This is a genomic window from Bradyrhizobium lablabi (assembly GCF_018131005.1).
Lineage (GTDB): Bacteria > Pseudomonadota > Alphaproteobacteria > Rhizobiales > Xanthobacteraceae > Bradyrhizobium > Bradyrhizobium lablabi_D.
On record NZ_JAFCJK010000007.1, the window covers coordinates 46315 to 72863 of the forward strand.

The following is a 26549-nucleotide window of genomic DNA, read 5'->3' on the forward strand; positions in this document are numbered from 1 at the left end:
CAGCCTATTCTGACGCCTTCATGGTGCGTTCAACCGCATCGGCCAGCGTCCGATGATGCGGCGCAAGCTTGGCGAAGAGCGCTCTCTTGGTCGCGTTGGTCGCGAATTTGCTGATCAGGTCGCATTCCTCAGCCTGAACACGCAGCTTTTTCAGGTGCGCCTTCATGTCCTTCATTCTCCCCGAGATACTGGGATGATCGCACATGGAACTGATCGGGAACCGCTGCTTCGCTAAATCACTCCCTGCTCTACAGCCACCAGACGCGTGCCGACCTCAGCCGACGCAGTGCATTAGCGGAAGGTGGCAGTTGCGGCATTAGCGCGCGGATTGAACGAACGCACGACGGCTGCGGTCCAATAGTAGATCGGGTGACTTGGGCGACGGGTCTAGGCGATGGCTGAATCCGGCCAGCAGCGCGACAGCGCGTATCCATGATTGCGTGTAGGCACCCAGTACGCCAGGAGATAGCGATGGATAGTGAAAAGCTCAGAGAAACGATCGTTGGAACACTTAAGCGGCGAGAGGCTCAGAAAATCGATTTTCATTGCGGCTCGCGGGCTGTCAACCGATCCATCCTCAACCAGGTTGTCGACAGGTTGAACAATGGCAAACTGTTCACAGATCCTGACCCATCAGCTCTCTCCACTCCTTCTGCTGAAGCGCAGTATTCTCCTAGAAAGCGAACTCTGTTTTTTAAAAGCGAAGACTATGGATCAGTGTCTTCGGCAGAACAGGGCACGATAGTTCATGAATCGGTGCATGCCGGTTTTCATGTTATTGGACACGGAGAGAAGTTTTTACGAATTGACAACGAACCCTCAGCCTACTTGGCCGAGGCATTCTTTCTGGTCAATTGCGGTTGGAGGTTCGAGGAAATTAGCAATCGTCCGATGCACCTTCAGTTAGCATTCACTATCGCGTTGAATATGCGATCCCAGAAACGATCCTCTGTGTCGCGGGATGATCTAAAGCTTTTGCGCAACGGGATTGCGAGGCTCGAACTAGGTTATGATACGGAAACCAGATTTGGGACTGACAAGGACTATCAAGGCATACCCAAATAGCGCCCGCTGCGGTCACCTCGGACGGGCGCTTTGGCAAGGTAGCATGCCACTCCACCCCACCACCTCACTGCAGCCCGCAGCCGTTCATTCACGACGGCCAGCTATCAATCTAACCTGAGATTTCCCCACCCACGGCGCGCTGTAGCTCTCGCCCGTTCCGATCCCCAAGGGATTGATAATTTGCATCTGCGCGGCGACATCGCTTCGATGCGCTATGCCCGCCGTTGGCACGCGCGTTGCGATTCGACCGTTGCTGGCATTTCAGCGACCCAGCTTGACACAGGCGTCGCCGGGACAGTGCATTTCGAGCCCGGCGGCGTATTTTTTTGGGATTACTGGTGTCACCGTGGGCTTAGTCGCCCCTTGCCTGTCCGGTGAATTCCGAGTTTGCCGCTGAGCCGAAGTTATTCAGTGCAACTATTTTCGACGGTTGGGTGGGCCGGTGGCCGCCGGCTCCTTCGCCGGCACGAACGATACCGGGGGACTCGTTCGGATCATGGAGGCCGCCTTGTCGTTCCTGTGGGCCACGAGGATCGTCGCCGCCGTAGCGAGCATCAGCAGCCCGGAGGTGATGACGACTAGAAAGAGGCGCTCCATGCGAACTCAATCAATCTCGCGAGGGCCTGTTCCGATGTTGCCGCGACTGTTTTGGGCTATATCTTACAGATCAAGGCGTCGCGTGTAGGGAGACGTGCGGTGCGTGAATACACTGGCCGGGAGGTGTTGCGGGACCGGGGCTTTTGGGTGACGATGGCGATCGGGCTCTCACCGGTCGTGGTGTCCGCCGCCATTCTGACCTGGGTGATATGGATGGTCTCCTAGAGAGACGTCCCAGTTGCGCAAACTGTTCCGACAGGAAACGGCCGCCACGCACGGAAGGTGCACCGGCACCGCCAACCCTGGACGTTTTCTTCCGGCTACAGGGACCTCGGGAAACTTTGGCAGCGGGACCGGAAGATCGCTGAATTGACAACGCGAGAGCGGCCGCTAATGGGCAGGTTCTTTATTGGGATTGTCATCCTGAGCATCGCGATCTTGCTGGCGTTCTACCTGCATATCATCGCGCTCTAGAACTTGGCTGACGTCAGGCTCCTCAATTCCGTCCTGAGGGGCCTGACACTCCCAGGGCATCCCCGCTCCGCACTGACAGCCCCATTCAGACCAAGGCCGCTTGGGATGGTTCTCGCACACCCAGCCGATGCCGAGGCATATGGGACAATCCGGATCGATCATCAGACGGGAAGACTATTGCTGTTGGGCTGGTCGGGCTGAGTTGGCGTGTCAGGGCTCTCGCTCTCGGCGTTCAACTCGACTTCCGCCGCGTGCCAGAACTCAGCATCTCTGCCTTCGGGACGGCCGGCCTTTTCCCAGAGTTGGTGCGCGTAATTCCGAATTTGATCTTCCGTCGCCATTGTATTCTCTTCGCTTGGTTTGAGATCGCTCTTTCACACCGCACTTGCGAGCGTTGCCGCACAAGCGACAAATGCGAGAACGCCGGCATTCCGAGCTTCCGATCGAATGAAAAGCCCCAGCTCCCATGCGCAAGAGGGTTGTTCCGAGAGCTGGGGCGAAGTGGGCATCGTATCCCGCCGCAGTGCCGGAGGGGCACAGACGGCAATCGCCAACTTTTATTTAGACCGGTCGGTTCCTATGCAGGCGCTTCGCAACGCTGCCGCAAGGTGTCGGGCGGTTGACTTGGATCAAGGCGGCCGGAACTCACGGGATCAGCGTTCCGGCATGACCGAACGCCGATTCGATTGGATTGAGATCGCCTGCTTCATCTCGATAGCCCTAACGCTGGTGGCCCTCGTCGTGCTTTTCTCGGGCTTGATGGAGCCGTCGTCGAGCTAACCTGGCACAAACTGCACTGGCGGCCTCGAACGCGCATAACTTATGTTGGTCGCGCAATGTGGAGTTGCGCGATGGGAAGAGACCTACTCTATACCGCGTCGATCATAATGCTGGGGCTTTGCTCCATGGCGATCACCGCTATCGCCGCTTTCATCTAGATGACCGCGCCCCAAGCCCAGACCAGGGCTAGGAACATCTTTCCATCAAGAACGTCGATCTTTTGCGGTCCATGGAGAACCCCAAATGATCGGCGAAGGCGAACCGCTGCAACACAGCGATGGGCGGAGTAAACTCGACGAGGCCAAGGAGGCCGTTCAGGCGGCTGCGGAGACGGTCAAGGCCACAACGCAGACTGTTGCTGACGCCATCGATGCGGGTCGAAAACCCGGCGCGCCACTCGACCGCCTGGCTCGCTGGACGCGGGAGGCGCCCCTGCCGGCGATCGCTGTTGCGTTCCTGATCGGCGTGGTGATTGGCCGCCCGCGCAGGTGACGCAGGCTGCCACCGCCGCAACGCGCTCAGCATAGCCTGAATAAAAGGACCCCAGATCCTCCGAGGGAACTGGGGCCAAGTTTGCCCTAATGGTTGCCGCCAAGTGCAACTGCGACAACGAGCGCCGCTTACTTCAGCCTAGCTGGTTCAGCAACCGTGGCCATCGGTCGCAAGGTGAAGAGAGACCTGACGGCTTGTAAATCTTTGGAGACGCGACACGGCCGCCGCCAACAAAAAGCGACCCAATCACGTACTGGGGCCGCAGGCCGTTACCTTATCAACGCCACTGTAACCGGGCCGGACAGTGCTCGTTCCTATCGCGGGGACGGCCGCTTCGGTTAATGGTGCTCTCCTGCTTCTGCGGTGGTGGCGCAATCCGCACTTGCGTTGCCAAACCTCACGGTCGTAGCCTCCGTCTCGCTTACGCGGAGGTAATGTCATGGGCGGTGACATGCTCTTTCGGGCCTGGGTCGTGGTGCTGGGCCTATGCTCCATCGCTTTCGCAGCATTCGCCCTATTCCTCTCGTGACGCTCGCAGAAGGCAGGCCTCTGACGGCCAGAGAGAAACAACTCCTCAGGCGCATGGCTCTGGGGCAGTCTGATCGTGAGATCGCCATCCAGATCGGCGGGACAGAGGCACAGGTCGCGACCCAGCGCCTCCGCTTGCTCAGGAAGCTGAATATCCGTTCTGCTGCTGAGATTATGGACGCTGCCGGGAGGTTGGCCCCTTGGCCGCGGCAAAAGGGTTTGGTCCGCGAGTGTCCAAAATAAAAGGGCCGCTGCAACTTGGAAACAGCGACCCTCCGGGTTTCAAAAATCTTCGAAATGAAAAGCGCCAGCCTCCCCGGTAGTCTATCCTTTCCCGATTAATTTGGTTCCCGCGAACACATATGTGAATTTCGTCTGTCCTAATTTGTTTCTGTTGATGTCTGAATTGGGGCGGAACCAACTGCGTAAAAAAGCCCCAGCTCCCAGGGGGCAAGGGGGGTTGTTCCGAGAGCTGGGGGCGAAGTGCGCATCATATGCCGCCCGCGCCGAGAGGGGCACAGACAGCAATGGTCAACTTTTATTCGGACGGCCAGGTTCCTATCTCAGACGCTTCGCAGGTCGGGTTTCATAGGACGCGATGCCACGATCCCACGGCGGGCGCTTATTAACCGGCCGTTAATTCGCGCTGTGGAGACCTGAAGGCTACCGCCAAGGCGGAGGCCCCATGGACCGTACAGCCCTGCTAGAGCAATTAAAGGAAGCCGAACGGAACATATCTGAAGGCGTGTCCAGGCTTGCGCGACAGGAGGTACAGATCGTGGAGTTGGACCGAGAGGGCCGCGAGTCTCAGCGGGCAAAAATCGTTCTCGCCACCTTAAAAGAAATGCTTGCGCGGCATTATGAAGATCGTGAGCGCATTTTGATGGAGTTGAAAAAGTAGGACCTCAGTTGGCGGAATCATTTTAACTAGCAACACCTCCGCCAACGGCCAATGAAGCGGCGATCTCTCTGGAGGGAGCCTCTCGATTGCAGCTAATTATGGCCCATATCACCGGCAACGGTTTATCCGTGGGCGTCGGTGGCTGAGAGACCGGTTTGCGCTCCCGCCTACATCATGTCAGGGAGGCATGCCGATGGAATATCGCGGCATCGAGTATACCGTCGTCCGGAAGATTTCGCCTAACGGCTGGCGTTGGACGGTTAAGTGCGATCACAAGGACAAGGTCGGAACGGCTTTTGATCGCGAAAGCGCAATCCACAGCGCGAAGAAGTTTATTGACGCGCTGATCAAGGTTCGATTGAAGCCCGAGAGGTAAGGCCGCCTCCGGCCGATACGCTGGGCCATGGCCCACGGGAGACGCTGGGAGACCATCCGATGAAGGACATGCAGGCACACTTGGAAAAGCTGCGGGTGCAGGTTCTGAATGTGAGCTGATCCGTGATTTGGCAACTGACAAGGCAAAGCGCGAACTATTCGACCGCATCGCTCAACACCACAGGGTGTTGGCAGCCGAGATCGAGCGGGCTATCTCAGCAGGCACAAAGCCTGCCTAGCAGCCCTTGCAGACGCTTTTCGCCTTCTGGTCGGCTCTCCTGTTCTCGCTATCGATCTGGGCGTCGCTGGCTTCCTCCCGCGTCGTCGTGGGGACGTTTCGGTGCGGCGGCCCGCCATCGCCAGCGCCTGACGGATTGTTGAGGCCTGCGTCGTCGGCGCCTTGGGGTGGGTTGGCCGAGTTTTGCAGATCGCCATCGAGCGGCTTGGCCGGTGGGTTAGCGATGCCTGTAGTTGTGCCCTGATTGACGCTCGACAAGTCGGCGGTACCGCTGGGGGCGTTGCCGGAGCTATTCATTCCGGCAGCATTCGCGGCGCCTTGCGGCGTCCCACGCACGCCAATCGATCCGACGCCTACCGAGCCCGCGCTCGGCGACCCTGCCGCGCCTCCCGCCGATGCACTACCGCCAGAGACGCCACCGGCACTACCGTCCCCACCTCCGCCGCCCCCACCTTGGGCACAGGAGGGATTGACTGAGGCTGTCGCCATCAACGCAGCAAATGCACTTGTCAGGATCGCCTGTCGCATTCGCATGTTGCTCTCCCTCTGCACGTCAGCGGACCAGGCGCCAATAGAGCGCGGCGAGAACTCCGAACATGCCGAAGAGACCAGCAATTCCAAGTATCGAGTCCCTCGGGCATCTCCCTGCGTCTTAGATTTTGCGCGATGGAAACGCGGGCCATGGTGAGCGGTTCCTGTAACGCGAGGTCCCCTGTAGGAACACCGCGATAGGGATCAGAGTTGGCACTGGCATTCGCTGTCTGTGTCCCTCGGTACGGGGGCGACGTTTCTGTGCAGTCCGCCTGCACGTCGTGCAACAAGGAGTAGCGTCACAATGAAGCGTCGTCGTGTCCAACAACCGTTGGCACTTGCTCAGCGCCTAGCGCAGGAGGCGACCAACCTGCGCCTGCAAGCTCGCGGCATGCCACGCGGCGTTCGCCGCGACGAGTTGCTGCGGAAAGCGCGCCAAGCCGAAAGCAGCGCGCGGGTGACGGAGCGGGTGAGATCACCCAGACCGAGGCTCCCAGAATAGGCCTTTCCCCTCGCGAGGAACGGCCCCGGCGCGCGGGCTGTCAGGGATACGCGCCAGAGCCGTCTCATCCCCCTCGGTGTGCGCTCGGCCGAGCGCAAACTCAGCGTAGCGGGAGTCGTGACCTTGTCGGATGAGACAGCCTGTCACTGTGCGTTTGAATGAGAGCCTCCGGTCTGGCTGCTATCCTTCATATTGATGATGGGCGACGCCAGCGTTGGCAGAAACTATCGTGCCCGCTTCGCGTTCACTTTTGGATGTCAAAAGAGTTTCCGAGCGAACGCGATAAACTGACACCAGAACAGCGCAGGGCCAGAGACGCCGAGCGTCGGCTTGATGCCGAGCAGGCGATGCGGGAGCATCAGCTTGCGGAGGAAGCACGCCAAGAGAACATGAAACGGCTCCGCGCTGCACGATTAGCACGAGAAGCCTCGGCCAAAAAATAAGCCGCCTGAGTTGGCGGCGAAACCGTATTAGACCGACGATCTCGGCCCGGGAGATGATCGCAACCATCCCGCCATATGGGCCGCAGCCTCGTTCTGGCGAACTCTGTGTAAGACTGCCTCTCGCTCTTCACCTGCCGGAAGCAGTTTCGCCCGCTCTCGGAGCTCCTTGGCCTCCTCGACCAGTCGCACTTCGAGGGCATCCTGCTTCCCGTAGCGTCGTCGCATGGCCTTCCCTTTCCTCAGTCTGCCCGCCCGGAACGGAAACCATAATTCGTTGCGACGCTCTAAGTTCCAACGCTGTTCACGGCTGAGGGACGAGGCATGCGATGGAAAGGTTGTCGCATGCAGCGCACCGTCTAATCTCTTCGTTCGGGATGAAGGTCGCGCTTCTGGGCTTCGTACTCAGCTATGAGCAAGCGATCCCATCTAGCGCGACCCGGTCTGTGATACGCGCGGAAAGCGCTTTGAGGTGCTCGACCTTCTCGTCCAGCTCCACGCACTTCTCACACATGACCAATTCCGAGCGTTCGTCCGGGCGCAACTAGGCTGGGCAAAGCCTGTCGTCGCCATTGTCGCCGTACCCACGTTGAATTCTCGCCGCCGCATGTGCCGTCCTCTGGAGACCACGCAAATGGGAGCACGAGCGTAGCACTTTGTCGTGGGGCGGTGGGGGTGAAAGGACTGCTTTGGGGTCATTCGCGTCGGAAGTTGGCGAGAACGGGTATGTCTTGCTTAGGGCGCGATCCAAATGACCGCGCCTACAATGGCCAGCGAAACAATTATCACCGTTATGTCGACGGCGAGCCAGTCGGGAACGCCTCTCGATGGTTGTTCACTCATGGCGCGACTCCTTGGTCCGCGTTAAGACCAAATGCTAAACCGGAGCAGCGCGAGCCTGTGTGTTCCACGTCACTAACACAAAAGAAAGACAAACGCTTGAGTTTTCGCTCTCGACGAGTACAGCCGCGCCCTTAGTCCAAACAAGTTGTCGCGAATGACCGCAGCACCGACATGCCTCTCAGCGGAATGCAGCGAGCTTCGATTGAAGCTCGATCCGGAAGGCGTCAGTCGAGCAGATCGCCTTCAGGCTCTTCCGGCGCCCGCGACACCTTGCTGGCATCTGCCGGCGTCGCGCCCACTGAACTTAGGCACAGCCTCAGCAGGCTAAGCGCCTTCGTGCCGATTTCCTCACCTGATTGCAGGCGGGCTCCACAATAGGTCGCCCAGTCGGCCATCAGCGGGCGCTCTTTTTAACACCCACCCTCGCGCGTTCCGATCCCCAAGAGATTGATAATTTTCAAGCCCGTGGCGACATCGTTTCGATGCGCCAATGCATCGCCGCCGATACAAGAAATGGTCAGGCCACTACCCGCCTGGCAGTCCTGCGGACTGGCTCGCTGACGGACACGTCACCTGCAACATCCAGTGTCACGGCGGCTGTAGGCGGAGAGTCGATCTCCGCCTGGACGCCCTGCCCCAAGATCAACCGTGGTCGCGCGTCGGTTGGTGTCTCGTCTGCTCCGTCTGCGGCGCGGCAGGCGCCGTGAACAGCGTGCCGAACTGGCACGACCGGATCGGGGTACGCTGTGCCGTTCAGCAAGGACTGGATATCTCAATAGTTCGGCACGGGCCCAAACGACCCCCGGCGCGAAGGTGATCAAAGACGCCGAGGATCGCCAACCCAGTGGGGTGGGTTTTCTCCCGGTTCTGGAAATTGGGGGGCAGGCCGGGAGCAAGGGACCGACTCCGCAACCGTCCCGACGTTCCTATCACGCGCCTAGGCTGGCGCCGCTCTCGGGGAATAGTCCTGTTGAATCGACCCGAAACAAAAAAAGCGACCCCGATAAGACTGGGGCCGCAGGCATGTACCATAACGCCACGGCAACCGGGCTTGACAGAGCTCGTTCCTACTGCGTTCGCGAGTATCAACCAAACGGCCAGAGAACGTGGCGCGTGCTGGACAATTTGGACCCTGAGTGGAACCTATAGCCTTCCCCTATATTCTGGATCACGTGGCGCACCCTTGGCGGCGATCTGTTTCGGCGGCGGGCCCAAGGGTGTTTAGTCGAGGAAATTGGCTGTGGGCAACTTCCTTCACAATCCGAAACATTGGCGGGATCGCGCGGAAGAGACGCGTACTAAGGCGGCCCGTTTCTACAATGTCGAGTTAAAGCGTCGCATGCTGCGGATTGCAGAGGAATACGAAAAAATAGCGGATCAAGCCGCAGAATTGGAGCGCACCACGAAACTCTTGCAGTCGGAAAAGTAGGTCTTGGGCTGTTCTGGTTTAGGCGAGCAGAAACCAAGCCTTAGTTGGTGAACGGTTCCCCTGCGCGAGGAACCGCCTCAGCTCGCCTCGTCCCAAGACGTTGACGTAGGACAGCTTTGGTGAAAATTCCGCGAACGACCCGGCCTTTGCATCAGCAGCCCTTGCAGATGCTTTTCGTCTTCTGATCGGCCCTCCTGTTTTCGGTATCGATCTGCGCGTCGCTCGCTCCCTCCCTTGTCGTCGTCGGCGCGTTTGACCCCAGCGTGCCGCCACCGCCCACACCCGACGAATTGGCGGTGCCAGCCGCATTGGTGCCTTGGGGCGGACTCGTCGAGTTTTGCAGGTCGCCATTGAGCTGGTTTTGCTGCGATGGATTGGCAAGGCCGGTTGTCGTGCCCTGATTGGAGCTCGGCGTGTTGTCGATTTTGCTGGGGGCGTTGCTGGAGTTATTCAGTCCGGTGGCATTCCCGGGACTTTGCGACATTCCAGTCGCGCCACGCGATCCGGCCGCCGAGCCCGCACTTGGCGATCCCGCCGCGCCTCCCGACGATGCGCCACTGCCAGAGGCGCCACCGGCACTACCGCCCCCACCACCGCCGCCGCCTCCCCCGCCACCACCGCCTCCTTGAGCATATGAGGGATGGACTGAGGCTGTCGCGATCAACGCGGCAAATGCTGTTATGAAGATCGCCTTTTGCATTCGCATGTCACTCTCCGCTGTATGGGAGAGACCAAGGAGTAGCAGAGACGTTTTGTTCCTAGGACCGGCTCAGGCCACCGTCTGCTCACGCATTACTGTGTTTTCGCGCCCGGCACAGCTTGCGCGGGTTGATGGATTGGTTGGTCTTGAATACGCCTATGCGGGCGGGGCCGTCATCGTTCTACTAGGGCTAATCGCCCTGATCGCCTTTTCAACAGGTCGGCAGGCTGCTCCTCCGGCTGCGCCGATGCCGTCAGCCGGTACACCGGCCGCACGGGGCACCACAAGCCCCATCGCCTTCGTTGAAGCGCCACTCGACGCCCCAATGATCAAGCCCCAGCCTGCGCCGAGCCCTTCACCGACACCGAGCGCAAAGGCAATCCAACCGAACGCCGCCGCTCCGCCATCGAACACGAGGCGCAAGGCCGAGATTGCACTGACCGCGGCAGCCATTGCCGCCATCATCGTGAAGACCAGCCGGGACCGGTACTACGCCACAGGCCATCCATGTGCTTGCCCGGATGATCGCATGCGCAACGGTCGAGCATGCGGCGCGAGGAGCGCCTATTCACGACCGGGAGGAGCTGCGCCGCTCTGCTACCCCGCCGATGTGACGGTCACGATGATCGACGATTACCGCAAGAGCTTGGCACGCTGAGCTGAACCGAAAGAAGCCGCGGGGAATGTTTGCAATCTCAATTACCATCCCGCCTGTGGCTTCGGCTTGGGCTGATTGCGCAATGCGCGGCAAACTACCAACCTTTCCACAACGGAGCTTCGCGCCACCATCAAGGCACGTCGCCCGACTTCCTCGACCCGCCGATGCTGTATGGCCGGTTTAAAAAATAGTCACGGTTGCCAGTGGCCGCTTCCGCTTATTGATCAATGGCCAGCATGATTGCTTGAACGTGGTGATAGCACCAGCCCTCGCGCGTCGCCTGACGGCGCGCTTGTTCAAGGGCCTTGAGAAACGACGGCGGGTTGGTCTCATCATCGAACCATCGCAATGGTTGGCTCACCATTGCCGACCTCCCAAGACCCTCCCCTTGGTTGGGCCGGGCACGTCCTTCTTGAGCCGGTCTCGCTCGGCGCAAAGGGTATCGAGCTTGTCGAGCATTCGCTGGAGCAACGTTTCGGCAGAGGCAGTTGAAACCTCGGCCCGTTGGAGCTGGAGGATTTCCTTACGCTGGCGACCAACCTGCGCGCGCACGCGCTCGATCTCCGCGAATAAACTCAATATCGGGCATTGCCTGCCTATCAGGTGATGTCGGTCATCGTGAACGAATAGAGAACAAAATGCAAGGGGCGTAGAGTGCCGGTCATCACACTTGCCGGCCGAGCCGGATGGCGGGCTCACCACTTGGGTCTTATTCGACGCATAAATGCTCCAACACCCTATTGCAGGCCTTCTCAGCGTCATCATAGGTTTTAAATGGCGATCCACTAACCTTGATCGCGCCGCTGGAGTCAGAGTTAGCGCGCCAAGACGCAACGTAGCCGGGACGCCCGTGAAAGCCGGGACCGGTGGTGCTCGCGAAGCTGATCACGAATGAGAAGCCATCGCTGTTTGCGAGCCATAAATTCATATTCTCGACGGGGCGGGAATTGCAGGGGAAGATCGATTTTCGTCCTCGTCATCTCAGCTCCGACGCAGCCAATGAGGGTCGATGTTCAGAGCACGACGGCGCGGGCCGCGTCCGTCACGCGCCATGCAAAAGCGGCGTCGTTTCAAGCAAACTCAATCATTGGAAGAACGTCTAACTGACGAGGCAATCCGCCTCCGCCAACAGGCTGACGTGTTGGCCCCCGGGGCTGACCGTGAAGGCCTTTTGAAGAGGGCCCGACAGGCTGCGACCGGCTCGCAAATCAGCGAGTCGCTGCGATCCCCCGGCCTTCGGTCTCCACAGTGAGCCAGAAGCAATCCTTGACCATCGTCACCGTGTCGAACCCCACCGCCTTCTCGGGAAAAGGCAGCATCATCGTGCTCGAATACGCAGACGAGGATGTCGCAAAGACGGTGGCCCGGAAGATAGCCCTGGAGACCGGTCGCTCCGTCACGGTATGCGGCGAGGACAGGAGCGTGATCGAGACGATTCCAGCCACGACCCATTGAAGTCGTTTCGCGGGCCGCCTCACCGGCTGCGCGCCAGCGTTGCGCTCCAGACACGTGAGCGACAGCCATGCGACATGCGGCAGATTGGCGCTGAGTCGGCTTATCGCCCAACTCGCGGTTGCGGTTCTTGCGCTCAATCCGGTGCCTCTGCCGAGCAAGTTCGACGGGCTCATCAAATGAGCTAACACTTGAGGAGAGACTCACCCCCGGCAACGGTGGGAACAACAGGAACAAACACTCATCATTTTGCTTTCCCGCGGTAGCCTCGCGCTTCGCGAGGCGCGAAAGTCAAACATCCGAGGGGACTATGAGCAGGAAGCCGATTGGAATGGCCGTGCTGGCGCTCGCAAGCGTGCTGACTTTGAGCGGTTTGCAAGCGCAAAATAGCAAGGGCAGCAAAGCAGATGGCAAAGCAGATGAAACCTTTTTGAAGCAGGCGATGCAAGGCGATATGGCGGAAGTCAAAATGGGACAGCTGGCCCAGCAAAAAGGCGCGGACGACAAAGTGAAGCAGTTCGGACAAACGCTGGAGAGCGACCACACCCAGAATCTTGAGAAGGCCAAGTCGGTGGCACAGGAAATCGGGATGAGCCCACCGGAGGCGGTCAACACCGAGCAGAAGGCGACATACGACAGACTGAACAAACTCTCTGGCCAGCAGTTCGATAAGCAATTTGCTCAGCACATGGTTCAAGACCACAAGAAGGACATCAGCAAGTTCGAACAGGAAAGCAAGAAATCAGGTTCGGTCGCCAACTTCGCGCAGGGGACGCTGCCCGTGCTGAAGAAGCACCTTGAAATGGCCGAGTCGCTCGGCGGCCATCAGACAAAGGGATCTGGTCGCTGATCTTCCCCCGGTAAAGCGGGCACATCGTCCGGATAGTCCTGGGACCGGGCGAGCACGGGCGCTGCCGATTCGGGCGATGGATCGGGGCTGGCTCGTGCTGCATGAGAGCAGCACCTACGCGAAGTCCACGGGGCGGCATAGACCTGTTCGCAAAGAAAAAGGAGCGGCCCCAGCTCCTGGGGATTTCGGGAGGTCTTTCAAGAGCCGGGGCCAAGGGGCTCTTCCTCGAAGCTGCCCGCGCTCACTCGGGCAGCACAGCCACTTTCCCCAATCCTTCCGGTTCCGTCATTAACACATGCGATTCATGAATCCGGATTTTCACAAGGACTCGTTTTAGGCGCATCGCCACCGTACCTTGGAGTCCGTTCATTCGGAGCACTGCGTAATGGCCGCCCAGGCGCCTTCCATCATTCCGAACGACCGGCTGGACCGAAACTTCTATCTCGTGCTCGAGGACTTCACGAGCGGCGCGGCCTTCCGCGAGACCGACGAGGGCATCGACTATCCGACCCTGTCAAGGACCTGCTCTCGGGCCAATACGACTGTGTGCTGCGGATAGTCGCCTTCAACCCGGCGGAGGGCTGGGCGCGCGACGCGTCCGCTGAAGTAGCCCACGATCTGGAGGGGCGGATCGGCGCCGAGGGTCTTGAGGTGTCCGACAGCCTCACAGATTTCATCGAGAGCTATCTCGGCCGGCCGATCGGCGCACAGTTGGCGCTGCCGCTGCGCCCCTGATGGTACATCGATGGCGTCTTGCTCGCGCCGGCAATCACATACCCGCTCCATTGACAGCCCATCGGATCTTCAGTCCAGGCAAGGTGCGGGTGGTTCTCGCAGACCCAGCCGATCCCGAAACAGATTGAGCAGTTTCTGTTCACCTAAAGAATATCGGGGGTGCGAAGCGGGGATGATTTGTCCCTATTACGCAATTCCTGTTCGGCCAATTCCCAAAACTCCTTGTCGCGGCCTTCAGGCCGCCCAGCCGCTTCCCACAGCCTATGAGCGAGAGCGCGTATCTCGTCGTCAGTCGGTTCAGCCATTGCTTTTTCATTCAGCCCAGTTCCGCGAGGCTAACGCGGCCTAACCTCGACCGGTTCCAGCCGGCGGCTACCGGAAGGTTTGCGGCTGTGTCAGTTTTAAATCACCTTTGAGTTACGCAGTGTGTCGTGGCGTGTCGCTCTGATGGTCGCGGAAGCTTTCGACCTCTTCGGGCTCTCGCTCGTCGATGCTGGCAAGGTCGTCGCGCGCTTGGCGGTCAACCCGAAGGAGTTCGTCCAGCTTGGCGTGAATGGCTTGCGTGTCGCGATGCTCTGAACGCTGGATAAACAGCGTCATCAGCAGGGTGGCGAGTGTGGCGACGCCGTGCCAGTTGAGCGTTGCCGCATCCAAACTTAGCCACAGCACAGCGTAAAGACCGATGGCCGCCACGGCCCATGGGCTTGATAGCCATGTCCCGGCATTTGTGAGAAGTTGCCTCACGGGTTCACGCGCCGAGACGCTTTTCCACGCGCCTGCGGCTATTGCCGACCTTCTTCACGGCTTTCTTGACCGAAGCCGCCGACTTCCGCGTCTTCTTGGCCTCGTAGCGAACCTCATAATTTTGCCCGCCCGCGACACTCGCCCGGTCCTGCTTACGGCCCCGCGCGGTCTTCTTCGCCTTTGTTGCCATTCCTCTCTCCCATTGTTGTTCAAAGCCAACGCGGGTTAACCTTGATCGGTTCCGGCCGGCCGCAGCCGCCGGAACGATTGCGCCTGCTTCAGTTTTGAATCACCTGTTTGAGTTACGGAGTGTGTTGTAGCGTTTGAGCGGAGGAAGCCGCCGGCGATCGGCACCAAGGCGCCCTTCCCCGGCTTCATTGCACCGGCGCTGGCTTCGCCGATCGACAAGGTGCCGAACGGCGCGCGCTGGATTCACGAGATCAAGTTCGACGGCTATCGCGTCCAGGTGCACCTCGCCAACGAAACGGTGAAGATCTTCACCCGGCGCGGTAACGACTGGACCACCCGCTTCAGGAAGGTCGCCGACGACGCCTGGCACATCTCGGCATCCTCCGCGATCGTCGACGGCGAGATCGTGGTGCCAGGCGCCGACGGGACCACGGATTTTTCGGCGCTGCAGAACGAGCTGCGCGGCAAGTCCGGCAGGATCGTACTGGTCGCCTTCGATCTGCTCTATCTCAACGGCCGCGACCTGCGGAAGCTGCCGCTGCTTGAGCGCAAGGCCGAGCTGAAAAAGATCATCGCCGGCAGCCACATCCAGTTCAGCGAGAGCTTCGAGGCCGATGGCCCCGAGATGTTCGCGCACGCCTGCAGGGTCGGGCTCGAGGGCGTCGTCTCCAAGGTCCGCGACAGCGTCTATCCGACCGGCAGCCGCCGCCGCGACTGGGTGAAGAAGTCCTGCGCGCAGCGCGAGACGTTGACGATCGCAGGCTTCGCGCTCGACGGCGACGAATGGGACGGCATCTATGTCGGCCGGCGCAAGGGCGAGGGTCTGATCTACGCCGGCAAGGTCGACCACGGCTTCGACAAGGCCTCGATCGCCGACTTGCGCAAGCGCCTGACGCCGCTGATCCGCAAGACTCAGCCCTACACCAGGCGCATCGCGCACAAGGCGATCTGGGTCGAGCCGGAGGTAAGGGCCGAGATCGAGTACCGCGCCAAATCCAGCGAGGGCAAGGTGCGGCATCCGTTCTTCCGGGGCGTGCGAGAGGACCAGTGATGGCGATCGACAAGCGCAATTGTGAACAGTGAGTCGCCCCATGCCCAGAGCGCTTCCGCGGGTTCTGGAACGGAGGCCGAGGGCGCCGTGTTGGATCTCATGGATCGCTTCTGCCTCGCCGTCATCGTCTCCGCCGTGCTGCTGCTTGTCGCAGCGGCCGGCCTGCTCGTGCAGACGACGAGGGGACCCAGCGCCGCCGCGATCGCAGAACGTCAGACCGTGGGCCGGCATTCATTTTATCCAGGGCAAAGCTCGGCTATACCCTGCCGCCACTCGCTGACTTCGCCCTGTCCAAACGTGAGGGGCGCGGACCGCAGTTCTCCGCCGTGAAGGAAATTCGGTGCTATAAGGCCGCGCGGGACTGGGTGAGCCGGCCTAAGGACCTAGGACGATGCCAATTAATCTGCTGCTGAAAAAAACGAGCACCCGCCAGAGGAAGTCGAACTTCTGAACAAGGCTTTCGACCAGGCTCTTCATTTGCTGGGCATTCTCGATCGTGATGACGCGCTTGCCGAGATGGTAGCCCGCGACGTTATTGACATCCGCACAACCGGCGTCGGCGATCCGCGCAAGATCGCGGAAAATGGCCGTGAGACGGATGGGCCTCCGGCGAGGCCGGTCACTGCGTCTCGCGAGAAGCTGTAGCGCGGATCGCTGGCCAACCACGCGGCGAAGGCCGGTGTAATGACTGGATCAAGGTGAAGAACCGGGCTCCCCCGGCGCACGGCCGCATCGAGGATCAATTCTAACGCGCGGACGTCGGGCTTTGGGATCTAAGCAGAACTTTTTCTGCTCAATCAGGGTGCCGGTTTTTGGTAGGAACTCCAAACTGCCGGGCGAGTTACACAACCGCCGAGAGGATTGAACGATGAGCGGCAATCTAGTCGAGTTCGCGGTAGCAGTGGATTTCTGCTCATCGCGCGCGTCCTCCATTGGGGCAGTATTTGAATAGAGAGGCGACAATGAAAGCACCCCTTCTTCTTGCTGGCGCACTAATCATCGGATGCACCGCCCCAGCACTGGCTGAAGATTATTACGTCGTCCAAGGACCCAGCCGTCACTGCACGATTACCACAACGCGCCCGGCAGACAAGGAAGTCGTGACGCAGATCGGCCCAATGGCGTTCACGAGCCGCGTGGAAGCTGAAGACCGCATCAAGCAGACTAAAGTCTGCGACGAAGGCACTGTTGGTAGCACTAGCGGCACTAGCAGCACGACTGTTATCAAAGAGAAGTAATCGACAGCCTCGTTCCTGATCGAATTCTGCGGATTCCGAGAAGGGTCGCGCCCGTTTCTGTGGGCGCGACTTTTTGTTTGCAAACCACCTGTTGGAGCCCTGCGCCGGCTGTGCGATCCTTGCCCGCCTGTCCCACGTGGGCTACAGGAATCAACGTGAACGAAGTCCCTTGATCAAGTCAAACCGCACGGCGGTCGACCACCTAGCGCACTACCAACCTGCGACTGAATCAAGAAGAACCGAGCTCACCCGCATGCATCGTGGATCAATTCTAGGGCGCGGATGTCGGCTCTTGGGGTTCTGACCGGAAATTTTCTCCTCAATTATAGCATTGCCGGTTTTGACCTCATAGCAGTCATGGACTCCGTCGTCGCCGCAACTTAAAGCGCTATCCTTAGAGAGCACAACGAGCGTTGACTGTTCTCAGACTGACGCCGTTGGACACAGGTCTCTAGGATCGCCAGCTCGACGTTTGTTGATTGGAGTTGCTACCTAAAATCATCGTCGACGTCCAGAACGCGCTATTGATCTCAGTTCATGCGGAACTCGCACAATCCGCGCGTTTGGAACGCCACACCGCAAAGCCTGTTGTCTTTTTCAGAAATGACCGTCGTGGTCGCCCCCCATTTTCTTGGAGCGTCAGATGAGCCAACGAAAGCCGGCAACAGCGTCAAAGCGCTCCCGCCATCCGGAAATGGCCGCGCGGGCCCAACAAAACAAGCAGGCCGTTGTTAAAAGCCAGAAAGACAATTTTCCGCGCTCTGTTGCGGCAGTCTCGATTGAACCGCCTCACAAGCTTCATGACGATTCAAAACATCAAGCTCCCATCGTTGAGAATGGGGGTGCCTTACAAAATGACCTCAGTCAGAAGATGAGGGATAGCGATCCAACGAAAGGGTTTGCTTTAGCGACGGCAAACACGCAGGCTTATCAAGCGAAGCTTCTTGAAATAGCGCAAGCCAACGTGCAGTTTGCCTTTGAATTTGGCCTGAGGCTTGCGACGATCAGGTCACCAACTAAATTTTTCGCTGTCATTGCGGAATTCACACGCAGGCGGATCGACATGTTCGGGCAGCATTCGAAAGAAATCGCTGCATATCCGTTCTGGCGCATCGAGGCGTCCCGACAGCTCACGGCTCTGCCGGGACGATGACAGCAAGCCAGACCCGCTGTAGCAAATGGATGGACGCAATGCGGATTACGCACGCGCCGACCACGTTTGCTTGCTTTCGGCGGAGCGAGCGCGGGCCCACGGCGAGGGAGGGGGTCAGCCTCTGCCATTGGACCTTAGCGAGCCCGCCCATTGGTGACTGTGATGTCTGCTTTTCCGGCCATTAGGTCGCGTTGTTCCCCCGATTCGAAGTACCGCGCCGGCGCCGGTTGCTAACCGGTCGATTCGCAAGGGATGATGAAGGATTGCTTGCGGTCGATCACGTCGCGGCCGGCGGTCAAAAGTTGCAGGAACGGATGACTATCAGCGCAGTTTTTGATGACCCGCAAAATATTCGTCGGCCGTCATCATTAGCCTGGCATAGGTCACGGCATCATGCTGATTGACGAAGTTGACACCAACGTCCGGCCGCAACGAGAACAATTGCTCTTCCAGTTGCCAGATCTCCCATCCGTTCACCGTATTGAGCTGCTTGGGATACATCTCCTTGCGTTTCCTCATCGCACTCTCCTCCGACAATCATCAACTGATCTCAGGTCAAGAATCCTATCGGCACCGCAAACCAAGCAAGCGCGATGAGCTATGATCGGAAATCTGCGCTGTCGAGAAGTAATGACCGTTGTGAGGGCCGGCGCGGCCGTGGAGCCAGCCGCCCATTCAAGGTTAGTCAATTTGGCTGCTTACTCAAAGTGCAACCGTTAACCAAATCTTTAGCGCGGCCCTCATACTCGACAGCTATATCTCTAAGTCTGCGGGCGGCAACCTCGTGCACTGTTTCGGCCGCGACCTGGCGGCAGTAAGCTGCATGATCAAGTAGGGCACGGATTTCTCGCTGCTCCATTGTGTGACAACAGCTCTCGTTTAACTCGGTTGCAATCTTCGACCAAAGTTCTGAAATAAACAGCAACGAAAGCACCAGTAGGTTGTTTGAACTAGTGTCACGACTTCCGCAATGAGGTGCTGCACGTGGAATGCTATCTGTGTGCCCTCGCGGCAGAACAAGCGTGGTCAATCTACCTAGATCGGCATCACACGGTCTCGCCAGAGGACGAGCGACGCTGCGCGCTAGAACGCTTTGTGCGGGCACGCTGGCAAGCCGGAGAAAAAGACCTGGATGAGTTGACGTGCTCGGGCTTGTTCTTCATATCGCGTCTTGCTCCGACGGAGGATGGTGAGGATTGATTCGGCGCATCTCGCTAAGCTTGTTACATGAAATCTTGGCGCATAGTGCACAGCCCAATCTCGTTCTGGCTGCGCTGTCTTTTTGCGCTGCGGCTTGCGCAATTGTCGTATTGAGAGCGGCGATGGCCTTAGGAGCGAGGAGCGTCGACGCTTGGCTCTCCTAGAGAGGCGAAACGGCGTTTGGGCTGCGCGCAGGTCTCCTGCGATATCTCGATTGTCCTGCATCGTCCCTCTCCTACGCGGCGGCGCGTTCGACCGGCCGCAGGCGCATCGGCTTTCCGCCCGGCGGACTCCGTGGTCCTTCGTCCAACGCACAGAGCGCTTCCAGGATCTCGTCAATGGTCACGGGCGCCTTCAGTCCTTGCGGAGCCAGGATCGACGGGCACGACGCGATCGCGGTCGCATCCGATGCCCATGAGGCCAGGATGGCGCGCTTCTCGGCCAGGCTTAATTCCGGATGAGCGACCACATCGCGCGGGTGCGCGAACACTGAGCCAGGGTGAAGGAGAGAGTTGAAATCGAAGACGTTGTCGTGCGCGAGCGTCGTCCGCATGGCTTGCCTCCAATCATAAAGACGCGTTGATGGGTGGCCGCACGGAAATCTCCGGGCGGCAGTGATCGGTCCTAAGCCGCGGTTGATTAAGTAGCCTCGCCCTCGATCTGCTTGACCTGCCCGGCGTTTGCGCTCGTGATGGCGATGCGGCGCGGCTTCATGGCCTCGGGAATCTCGCGTTGAAGCTCGATGACCAGCAGACCATTTTCGAAGCGAGCGCCCTTGACCTCGACATGGTCGGCCAGGGTGAACTGCCGCTTGAACGAGCGCGTCGACATTCCGCGATGCACAAACGTCTTCCCGTCCTTCTCGGCTTTCTGGCCTTCCAACGTCAGGACGTTCTGTTCAACCGTAAGGGCCACCTCGTCCGGTGTGAATCCGGCTAGCGCCACCGAGATCTGGAAGCGGTTCTCGTCGAGCCGTTCGATGTTGTAGGGGGGATAGCTCTCTTCGGCGGTCCGATGAACCTCGTCGAGAACGTCAAACAGGCGGTCGAAGCCAATGGTCGACCTCCACAGCGGAGTCCAATCATACCTCATATCCAAATCCTCCGTGGAGCAAGATGGTTACGAGCAGGCTCCGGACACCGTCCGGGCGCCCGTCTCATTCGCGGGACCCCGAAGGCGCCCCGGCCGCCGCGATGGCGACGCCGAAAAAATTTGGAAGGCCGAAAAAAGTTTCAAGGGGTCGGCGGAAATTTTTTCGCGCTAGGAATCGCGATGGTTAATTCGGTGCTGCCGGCCTATTCCCGGGCGTGGCGCAGCGCTTCCTTCAGTCTCTCCCTCTCGCTCTCCCAACGTACCTCCTCCGCCTCAAGGCGCTTCTCGATCCTGGCACGCTCGGCATCAAGGGAGCCGGCACGCTCTTCGTGCTCCCGCTGCGCCTTGTCCAGCGCCGCCTGCGCTTTCGCTACTAACTCTTCGCGACCGGCCCGCTCTCTCTCCCTGGCCGCCTCTTTTCTGCGGCGCTCGGCTTGGCGCCGCTTCTCCTCGCGCTCGAACTCCGCGGCGGCCTTGCGTCCTTGGCGCTGATCTTCGCCGCCGGCTGTCTTCGCGGCTCCCGCCGAGGGCTCTTCTTTCGTCCCTCCCCTCGTCCTCCACGTCGGGCAGGCCGGCGTGCTCGGCGAAGCGTCCGTTCGATCCTGCCGCCCGCTTGAGAACCACGCCCGGCTTCGACATGGTCCCTCTGACCACCTCGGGATCATCGGTCTCGTGGGCCGCGCCCTGATGGAAGAGATTGCGGCCCGTGCCCATGCCTAAGCGCCGCCTCATCGACGGCGCGGCGATCGCGAGATCGTAGAATCCGATGGCTGTCTGGTAAGCCTTCAGCTTCCGCGGCATGACCGGTTCACCTGCGCGATCGCGATGCCTCGGCATACTACGCCGCATAGGGCGTGTTCCTCGCCATGTGCCGGTTGAGATCAGGTGAGCCGTCCTTCCACCAGACTGGGCCGCGGTCTCCGAGCGCCCGTTTGGCATGGCCTACGGCGCGATGGGCAGCAGCCTCGGACCAGATCCTCGCTCGCCTTTGAGCCCGATGTTGCCCGGCGTTTCGATCGCGGAGCGCATGGGACCCGGACTGGAAGGCAGCATGAAATTCGTCGAGCCGCCCTGCGCCGACCCGGAGAAAGCCGCGCGCAAGATCATGGAGATCGCCACCGGTCTCGGAACGCCGGCCGAATGGAAGGCTGGTCTCGACTACGCCATCGCAAAAGGTTTGATCTGCGCGAGGGCGGCACTTACGCCAAGTTTACCCAGGCCGGGAAGAACCTGATCGTTTAAAAGCCCAGCTCCGAGGTTTCGGGGTTCTCAGTAGCTGGGGGCCGGAGTGCAGCGAGTGCAAGCCTGGAAGTTGCCGCCCGAACCCACGACGGGCGGCAACCAGCAGTTTGCACCGACCCATCCATCCACCACAATAACGCATGTGAATCGCAATTCGGTGCGCAGCCGCATGCCCTTCCCAGACCTCGCTGCAATGTCTGCTCCCACATCAAGCGGACATCGCAGATCAAAGTGAGAACCGCGAGCACCCCGCCTACACTCGCGTCATTGATCAATTCTGGCGGCACGAAAATGCCCGCTCCTGGTGCGACCAAATGCGGGCCGGGTTGCGTCCCGGTCGATAGCGACAACCGTCCCTGGGGCGCGGTGTGCAAACAACTGCAAACGAGTTGGCCGGTCAACCCGCACCGGAGAGATGCCTAACGAGTTGTCCGATCCAATAGGCGAACGTCAGCAGGCTCGCCAGCAGCAACGATATCATCGCGGCCGGAGACCAATATACGCGCTGCGCCGTGGTATCACTGCTTCGCTCATGTCGCCGTCCTAGCGGCCCTGAAGGCCGATCCTATCCGGCCGCTCCAGCAAAACGATTGCTGACGTTCTCAAATACGAACTGCCGCCGAACTGGTGTCCTCACCTCAACGCGCTCGCACAGAATTCGTCTCGGGGAAAAGTGGCATCGAGCAGGAACGTTGGGAGGTCAGGCAAGTTTGATTCAGGAATTTAGGAGGACCATCGCGCCAACAGAAACGTCTCCCTGCAGAGCATTCTGATGTACAAAACTCCGATCTACGATGAGTTGAGGCAGGTCGAGCGCGACGTCGTCGAGGGGGAGCGACGGCTCGCAGAACAAGAGGCGCTTGTTGTTGAGTTGAAGCGGCAGGGTCAGAATACGGACAACGCCGAAAAGGAACTTGAACGATTGCGCCAAAACCAGCGTCGTTGTGATCAAGACCGCCAACGCCTCCTCTCGCTGTTACAGCCCTGACAGGGCTTCGTGCTTGTTCAATGCTCGGCGGTCTGTTCTGGTGTACCTGCTTCACCTCGGGGGGCGCCAGGGTCTTCGAATCCGCTTGCGATCTGATTTCAGGCCCGGCGTTGGTCGGCCGAAACGGTGACCATGGGGGTAACTGCAGATTTCACGGCTTCCTTGGAACGTAATCGGCCTTGCCGTTTTTTCCTAATTGGGAGGCTCGGCTCTCGGCGCCAGACTCAAAACGAGCGGCGAATTAAAAGGAAAGTATGATGAAACCGGCGGTGGCGGCTCTCGCGTTGACACTCGCTACCTCGATATCCACGGTCTCGGCGGAGCCGGTAAGATGGACAACTTACACCATCCCGGAGACCGGCACGTCGATTGATTTTCCTTCTTCGATCTTTACTGAAGAAGCTGGTCGCCCGGACGGTTATGGGCAGCGATATCGAACCGCCGACGGCCGAGCCGACCTCACAATACAGGCAGCGCCTAACGTTTCGAACGATTCCCCTGCCGCCTTTCTCGCGAAGAAGCATCCGCCTCCGCGCATTCAGTACAGGCGAGTGGCACCTCGCTTCTTCGCGGTCTCGAGCTACAAGGGCGACAGGGTCTGGTACGACCGCTGCAATTTTTTGAGGCGGTTGGTCCATTGCGTCCTGATCAACTATCCGGCCAGCGAGGAGCACGACTGGGATGACATAGTCACTCGCATAAGCCTATCGCTCAGAGCCAAGTGAGATTTCGCCGGCGCGCCGTTCAGAGCGCGCTCACGCCAAAAATAGGATTGTGGTCATCGGCAGAGGATGCGAGACGGCAGCCCCGGATTGTCGATTCATTGGATGCGTTACTGATATCTTCCCTTGACTGTCTCGCGCACGAGGTATTTCGAACCGCCGTGCAGGAAGCGTGCGGAACGCGTCTCTCCTCAATCAGAGGCGACATGCTCGGGATGCCGCGCGACTCCATTTCGATAAGTCGGCCGCCATCGGCAGCCGTTAGCCGACAGCAAGAGCCGCTCATTTCAATGCCGGCCCGGCGTCATGCTCAGTATGCGGTCATTCAGCTATGTCCCATCTGAATGCTTGCTTGGAGACTTTTGCCGCTTGATAGCTGAGGGAGACGTGAATGGCCTTCCTCTCGCCGAGAGCGCGATCAACGAATACCTGAATGCGACGCCCGGCTCGCAGAGCGGCCTCCGTCTGATCCAGCAATCTGTTCTGGTCCGGCGCGACGCCGTCGGCCGGCACAGGCTCAAAACCGCGGCTGGCGACAGAAACAAAATGCCGCTGCGTCCTTTATAGGAGCATGAAGAGGAGCAAGCCACCGAAGTTCGCTTGGTTCGTGTCACAACCGATGGTGGCGAGCGATAGATCTGGCTTGCCGCAACCCCACGCGAGGAAGCCTGGATCGAGTGCTAGACGCCATCCCAGAAGGATGGACGGTCAGCCTTGTTGAGCGGCAGCTCAACGCCGAACATACAGCGGCTCTGAACATGGCGCCCGGAGAAATCCGCCAGCACCAAGCATTCTAAGCACCTCCGCGTATTTCGGAGCGCCAGTTCAGCGCCCCTTCGGGCGGGGCGGCCATGAACCAAGTCGGTGTCTCAAATTCCTCGAAAGTTAACCTCTGATGGAGAAAGCCGACGCCGTCGCCAATAGGCTATCGGACACCACCGGGCAGTCCTGAGGCATATACCGGTGATGAGAACGCCGTTTGCGCTTTCGCCTTCTCCAACGGAAAGGAGCGAGCGCATGATCAAGCGTCGCCGCCGTATCAAGCACCGGAAGACCTTTGAAGAGCGATTAGCTGAAGAGATTGCGCGCTGCAAAGCTGCCGCAGATCATCTTCCACCCGGCGAGCAGCAAGAGATATACCTACGGCGGGCCCGGCAAGCCGAGACGGCCTCTCATATCAACGAATGGCTGACCTCACCCGGCCTCCAGCCTCCGAAGGAAGTGGCTGACCTGGCTGCGGGTGGGAAGAAGTAGGTTTGCGACCGCGCTCCCGTGGATCCTGTGCCGCGGCGCCTGCAGTGGTGGAGCGCGCGGAGGCCACCTCAATTTAGCAACCAAACAGAGTTTCAACATTTGTCCTCGGTAATCGCCAATCAGGAGGACAACAAATGTTGCGTTTCTCATGCTTCTCCCAGCGGCAGTTTTGCTGAGTGCGGCGCCGGTATCCGCTCAAACGCAGCCAGCGCAGAGCAGCCCGAACAACAACGCCATCGACCGATCGAGTTATAACAACTCAAACGCACCCGTGGCTGGACGAAACAGTTTCACGGAGGGGCAAGCAAAGTCGCGAATTGAGGCTGCCGGTTTTTCGGATGTGTCGGACTTGAAGAAGGACGACAGCGGCGTCTGGAGGGGCAAGGCCAAGAAGGAAGGCAAGCAGACTGAAGTCAGCCTGGACTTCCAGGGCAATGTGAACCCAGCAAACTAGGAGGGAAGACCAGATGACCACTACCATTTCTCGCCTTTACGACAACTACGCGGAAGCAGAGCGCGTCGTTCAAAACCTGGAAGCGAACGGAGTGCCACATTCGGACATCAGCATCGTCGCAAACAACGCCGAGCGCTGGTACGACCGCGGTGGCAAAGTGGATCGGGATCGAGATGGAGTTGACGACCGGGCCGAAGGAGCCGGTGCAGGTGCAGGCATCGGCGCGGGTGTAGGTGGAGCGGCAGGTCTGCTCGCCGGCCTCGGCTTGCTGGCAATTCCCGGCCTCGGTCCCGTTGTCGCCGCGGGATGGCTAGTCTCTACCGCAGCCGGTGCGGCTGCGGGCGCCGCCTCGGGCGGGATCGTCGGCGCCCTGACCCAAGCAGGCGCTTCTGACGAGGAAGCATCACGATACGCCGAAGGTGTCCGCCGTGGTGGCACACTTGTCTCCGCACGCGTCAATAAGCAGGACCGCGGGCGAGTAGAGGCCATTCTGGATCAGTCATCGGTCGATCTGACCAAGCGCACTGCGGCATGGCAGAAATCAGGCTGGAAGCGCTTTGATCCCGCGGCCGAACCACTTGGTCGCGACGAGATACAACGAGTGCGCGAACTCTATGGCGAAGGAACAGGATTGAGACCGTGATACGGACGACTGCGCGCCCGGTGCGCAGTGCTGTCTTCAATCAAGCCACCGGCCCCAGCTCTGAGGAGCTGAGGCCAGCGGGCTCACAGGTGGCCCAGTCTTGGCACACCGCACGCAAAGCCCCATTGAACCGTTGGCGCTCTGTTCTGATTGTCAGTGCGTCATTTTATGAGGTGCCCCATGAGCAAAACCAAGACGCTTCAAGACCTCTTTCACGACGCCCTTAAGGACATTTACTACGCAGAGAAGAAGATTCTCAGCGCATTGCCGAAGATGGCTAAAGCAGCTCATAGCGAGAAACTGCGTTCCGCATTCGAGCAGCATCTCCGAGAGACGGAAGGTCAGGTAGAGCGGCTGGAGGGCGTTTTCGAAGAGATTGAGGCTAGGCCACAGGGAAAGACTTGCGATGCCATCCTTGGCATGATCGTTGAAGGCAAGGAGATCATGTCGGCGTACAAGGGCGGCCCGGCCCTCGACGCGGGCTTGCTTGCCGCTGCTCAGGCGGTCGAACATTACGAAATTTCCCGCTATGGGACATTGATAACGTGGGCCGACGAATTGGGCCTCACAAACGCCAGTGCGCTTCTCAAACAGACACTCGCCGAGGAAGAGAACACTAACGAAATCCTTACAAGGTTGGCGAAAAGCGTAGTGAACGAAGAAGCCCAAGCGGCTGAATGAAATCTCGTTGCCAGGGGAATAGGTCCGCTGTACCCATCGAAGGAAGGGATCGCGAGAGCTGCCCGGCGCGCGGTCGGAGGGATGTGCGCAGCACCATCATCACACACCGTGAATGCTTAGCGGATTCTCGTCGAGCCCGATAGGAACCCGGCATCTTTCCGACAGTTGACGGGCTGTCATCGCGCCGCCCACGGGCATACTATCGGTGATGAGACCGCCTATTTGCGCTCCCGCCCAAACGTACCAGGGAGGAGCGTCATGAAACTACGCCACAACAAGCAATCATCGACACTTGAGCACCGCCTATA

At 59.5% G+C, this 26549-nt stretch carries 36 protein-coding genes; 22 read left to right on the plus strand and 14 right to left on the minus strand.

Translation table 11 applies throughout. From position 1 onward, the window contains the following. Positions 1–4: 4 nt before the first annotated feature. Positions 5–166 carry a hypothetical protein gene (locus JQ553_RS21575; protein WP_212502418.1) on the minus strand — a complete coding sequence of 54 codons (162 nt, stop codon included), beginning with the start codon at positions 164–166 and terminating at the stop codon, positions 5–7. 305 nt (positions 167–471) lie between these two features. On the opposite strand from JQ553_RS21575, the gene JQ553_RS21580 reads away from it, so the two are divergent. Continuing rightward, positions 472–1065, plus strand: a complete 594-nt coding sequence (locus JQ553_RS21580) for a hypothetical protein (protein ID WP_212502038.1) — start codon at positions 472–474, stop codon at positions 1063–1065. 696 nt (positions 1066–1761) lie between these two features. Further along, positions 1762–1887, plus strand: a complete 126-nt coding sequence (locus tag JQ553_RS34945; protein ID WP_283817277.1) for a hypothetical protein — start codon at positions 1762–1764, stop codon at positions 1885–1887. Between the two features lie 410 nt (positions 1888–2297). Here the strand turns inward: JQ553_RS34945 and JQ553_RS21585 are convergent, their stop codons facing one another. Next, the gene (locus tag JQ553_RS21585; protein ID WP_212502039.1) at positions 2298–2477 is read right to left on the minus strand and encodes a DUF2934 domain-containing protein; all 180 of its coding nucleotides are present in this window, start codon (positions 2475–2477) and stop codon (positions 2298–2300) included. A 682-nt stretch (positions 2478–3159) separates the two neighbouring features. On the opposite strand from JQ553_RS21585, the gene JQ553_RS21590 reads away from it, so the two are divergent. From JQ553_RS21590 to JQ553_RS21605, 4 genes are all read left to right on the plus strand, one after another. Further along, entirely contained in the window at positions 3160–3408 is a 249-nt protein-coding gene (locus JQ553_RS21590; RefSeq protein ID WP_212502040.1) for a hypothetical protein, read from the plus strand. Between the two features lie 486 nt (positions 3409–3894). After that, positions 3895–4179 carry a LuxR C-terminal-related transcriptional regulator gene (locus JQ553_RS35310; protein WP_212502041.1) on the plus strand — a complete coding sequence of 95 codons (285 nt, stop codon included), beginning with the start codon at positions 3895–3897 and terminating at the stop codon, positions 4177–4179. Positions 4180–4621: 442 nt separating this feature from the next. After that, positions 4622–4837, plus strand: coding sequence for a hypothetical protein (locus JQ553_RS21600; protein ID WP_212502042.1), 216 nt, complete (start codon positions 4622–4624; stop codon positions 4835–4837). 193 nt (positions 4838–5030) lie between these two features. Beyond that, positions 5031–5213 carry a hypothetical protein gene (locus JQ553_RS21605; protein ID WP_212502043.1) on the plus strand — a complete coding sequence of 61 codons (183 nt, stop codon included), beginning with the start codon at positions 5031–5033 and terminating at the stop codon, positions 5211–5213. A gap of 234 nt (positions 5214–5447) precedes the next feature. Here the strand turns inward: JQ553_RS21605 and JQ553_RS21610 are convergent, their stop codons facing one another. Further along, positions 5448–5747, minus strand: coding sequence for a hypothetical protein (locus JQ553_RS21610; protein ID WP_212502044.1), 300 nt, complete (start codon positions 5745–5747; stop codon positions 5448–5450). A 990-nt stretch (positions 5748–6737) separates the two neighbouring features. On the opposite strand from JQ553_RS21610, the gene JQ553_RS35315 reads away from it, so the two are divergent. Then, complete coding sequence (locus JQ553_RS35315) at positions 6738–6926, plus strand: hypothetical protein (RefSeq protein WP_249144504.1); 189 nt, start codon at positions 6738–6740, stop codon at positions 6924–6926. A gap of 1064 nt (positions 6927–7990) precedes the next feature. On the opposite strand, the gene JQ553_RS21615 is transcribed toward JQ553_RS35315, so the two are convergent. Beyond that, positions 7991–8161 carry a hypothetical protein gene (locus tag JQ553_RS21615; protein WP_212502419.1) on the minus strand — a complete coding sequence of 57 codons (171 nt, stop codon included), beginning with the start codon at positions 8159–8161 and terminating at the stop codon, positions 7991–7993. 845 nt (positions 8162–9006) lie between these two features. On the opposite strand from JQ553_RS21615, the gene JQ553_RS21620 reads away from it, so the two are divergent. Beyond that, the gene (locus JQ553_RS21620; RefSeq protein WP_212502045.1) at positions 9007–9195 is read left to right on the plus strand and encodes a hypothetical protein; all 189 of its coding nucleotides are present in this window, start codon (positions 9007–9009) and stop codon (positions 9193–9195) included. 151 nt (positions 9196–9346) lie between these two features. On the opposite strand, the gene JQ553_RS21625 is transcribed toward JQ553_RS21620, so the two are convergent. The 3 genes from JQ553_RS21625 to JQ553_RS35110 form a co-directional block, all read right to left on the minus strand. After that, positions 9347–9679, minus strand: a complete 333-nt coding sequence (locus JQ553_RS21625) for a hypothetical protein (protein WP_212502046.1) — start codon at positions 9677–9679, stop codon at positions 9347–9349. Between the two features lie 372 nt (positions 9680–10051). Next, positions 10052–10348 carry a hypothetical protein gene (locus JQ553_RS21630; RefSeq protein ID WP_212502047.1) on the minus strand — a complete coding sequence of 99 codons (297 nt, stop codon included), beginning with the start codon at positions 10346–10348 and terminating at the stop codon, positions 10052–10054. Positions 10349–10770: 422 nt separating this feature from the next. Then, positions 10771–10917, minus strand: a complete 147-nt coding sequence (locus JQ553_RS35110) for a hypothetical protein (RefSeq protein WP_312015179.1) — start codon at positions 10915–10917, stop codon at positions 10771–10773. A 902-nt stretch (positions 10918–11819) separates the two neighbouring features. Between JQ553_RS35110 and JQ553_RS21640 the strand changes: the two genes are divergently transcribed. From JQ553_RS21640 to JQ553_RS35120, 4 genes are all read left to right on the plus strand, one after another. Further along, complete coding sequence (locus JQ553_RS21640; RefSeq protein ID WP_212502420.1) at positions 11820–12008, plus strand: hypothetical protein; 189 nt, start codon at positions 11820–11822, stop codon at positions 12006–12008. Between the two features lie 328 nt (positions 12009–12336). Beyond that, positions 12337–12855, plus strand: a complete 519-nt coding sequence (locus JQ553_RS21645; protein WP_212502048.1) for a DUF4142 domain-containing protein — start codon at positions 12337–12339, stop codon at positions 12853–12855. Positions 12856–13240: 385 nt separating this feature from the next. Next, positions 13241–13414, plus strand: coding sequence for a hypothetical protein (locus JQ553_RS35115; protein WP_312015180.1), 174 nt, complete (start codon positions 13241–13243; stop codon positions 13412–13414). Continuing rightward, positions 13402–13590, plus strand: a complete 189-nt coding sequence (locus JQ553_RS35120) for a hypothetical protein (protein WP_312015181.1) — start codon at positions 13402–13404, stop codon at positions 13588–13590. Before JQ553_RS35115 ends, JQ553_RS35120 begins: the two co-directional genes overlap by 13 nt. Before the next feature lie 143 nt (positions 13591–13733). Here JQ553_RS35120 and JQ553_RS21655 read toward each other — a convergent pair whose 3' ends face one another. The 3 genes from JQ553_RS21655 to JQ553_RS21665 all read right to left on the minus strand — a co-directional run bounded on the left by JQ553_RS21655 (position 13734) and on the right by JQ553_RS21665 (position 14524). Beyond that, positions 13734–13895: a DUF2934 domain-containing protein gene (locus JQ553_RS21655; RefSeq protein WP_212502049.1), complete on the minus strand. Its 162-nt coding sequence runs from the start codon at positions 13893–13895 to the stop codon at positions 13734–13736. A gap of 112 nt (positions 13896–14007) precedes the next feature. Further along, on the minus strand, positions 14008–14283 hold the full coding sequence (locus tag JQ553_RS21660) for a low affinity iron permease family protein (protein WP_312015182.1): 276 nt from the start codon (positions 14281–14283) through the stop codon (positions 14008–14010). A 55-nt stretch (positions 14284–14338) separates the two neighbouring features. Continuing rightward, complete coding sequence (locus tag JQ553_RS21665; RefSeq protein WP_212502051.1) at positions 14339–14524, minus strand: DUF3606 domain-containing protein; 186 nt, start codon at positions 14522–14524, stop codon at positions 14339–14341. A 156-nt stretch (positions 14525–14680) separates the two neighbouring features. Here JQ553_RS21665 and ligD point away from each other — a divergent pair, with 156 nt between their 5' ends. The 3 genes from ligD (at position 14681) to JQ553_RS21680 (ending at position 17965) form a co-directional block, all read left to right on the plus strand. Then, entirely contained in the window at positions 14681–15574 is an 894-nt protein-coding gene (ligD, locus tag JQ553_RS21670) for a non-homologous end-joining DNA ligase (RefSeq protein ID WP_212502401.1), read from the plus strand. Between the two features lie 962 nt (positions 15575–16536). Next, entirely contained in the window at positions 16537–16812 is a 276-nt protein-coding gene (locus JQ553_RS21675; RefSeq protein ID WP_212502052.1) for a hypothetical protein, read from the plus strand. A gap of 643 nt (positions 16813–17455) precedes the next feature. Continuing rightward, positions 17456–17965 carry a phasin family protein gene (locus JQ553_RS21680; protein WP_212502053.1) on the plus strand — a complete coding sequence of 170 codons (510 nt, stop codon included), beginning with the start codon at positions 17456–17458 and terminating at the stop codon, positions 17963–17965. A gap of 321 nt (positions 17966–18286) precedes the next feature. Here the strand turns inward: JQ553_RS21680 and JQ553_RS21685 are convergent, their stop codons facing one another. The 4 genes from JQ553_RS21685 to JQ553_RS21700 form a co-directional block, all read right to left on the minus strand. Continuing rightward, positions 18287–18484, minus strand: coding sequence for a hypothetical protein (locus JQ553_RS21685; RefSeq protein ID WP_212502054.1), 198 nt, complete (start codon positions 18482–18484; stop codon positions 18287–18289). 916 nt (positions 18485–19400) lie between these two features. Beyond that, a complete protein-coding gene (locus tag JQ553_RS21690) occupies positions 19401–19718 on the minus strand; it encodes a hypothetical protein (RefSeq protein WP_212502055.1) in 318 nt (105 codons plus the stop codon). A gap of 86 nt (positions 19719–19804) precedes the next feature. Further along, positions 19805–20257, minus strand: a complete 453-nt coding sequence (locus JQ553_RS21695; RefSeq protein ID WP_212502056.1) for an Hsp20 family protein — start codon at positions 20255–20257, stop codon at positions 19805–19807. Positions 20258–20460: 203 nt separating this feature from the next. Then, a complete protein-coding gene (locus tag JQ553_RS21700; protein WP_249144507.1) occupies positions 20461–20922 on the minus strand; it encodes a hypothetical protein in 462 nt (153 codons plus the stop codon). A 386-nt stretch (positions 20923–21308) separates the two neighbouring features. Here JQ553_RS21700 and JQ553_RS21705 point away from each other — a divergent pair, with 386 nt between their 5' ends. From JQ553_RS21705 to JQ553_RS21735, 7 genes are all read left to right on the plus strand, one after another. Further along, positions 21309–21491: a hypothetical protein gene (locus JQ553_RS21705; RefSeq protein WP_212502057.1), complete on the plus strand. Its 183-nt coding sequence runs from the start codon at positions 21309–21311 to the stop codon at positions 21489–21491. 780 nt (positions 21492–22271) lie between these two features. Continuing rightward, on the plus strand, positions 22272–22487 hold the full coding sequence (locus JQ553_RS21710) for a hypothetical protein (protein ID WP_212502058.1): 216 nt from the start codon (positions 22272–22274) through the stop codon (positions 22485–22487). 257 nt (positions 22488–22744) lie between these two features. Next, a complete protein-coding gene (locus tag JQ553_RS21715; RefSeq protein ID WP_212502059.1) occupies positions 22745–23212 on the plus strand; it encodes a hypothetical protein in 468 nt (155 codons plus the stop codon). Positions 23213–24226: 1014 nt separating this feature from the next. Then, positions 24227–24463 carry a hypothetical protein gene (locus JQ553_RS21720; RefSeq protein WP_212502060.1) on the plus strand — a complete coding sequence of 79 codons (237 nt, stop codon included), beginning with the start codon at positions 24227–24229 and terminating at the stop codon, positions 24461–24463. Positions 24464–24611: 148 nt separating this feature from the next. Then, complete coding sequence (locus tag JQ553_RS21725; protein WP_212502061.1) at positions 24612–24917, plus strand: hypothetical protein; 306 nt, start codon at positions 24612–24614, stop codon at positions 24915–24917. A gap of 13 nt (positions 24918–24930) precedes the next feature. After that, a complete protein-coding gene (locus tag JQ553_RS21730; RefSeq protein WP_212502062.1) occupies positions 24931–25560 on the plus strand; it encodes a general stress protein in 630 nt (209 codons plus the stop codon). 180 nt (positions 25561–25740) lie between these two features. Then, a complete protein-coding gene (locus tag JQ553_RS21735; RefSeq protein ID WP_212502063.1) occupies positions 25741–26241 on the plus strand; it encodes a ferritin-like domain-containing protein in 501 nt (166 codons plus the stop codon). The last annotated feature ends 308 nt before the right edge of the window (positions 26242–26549 follow it).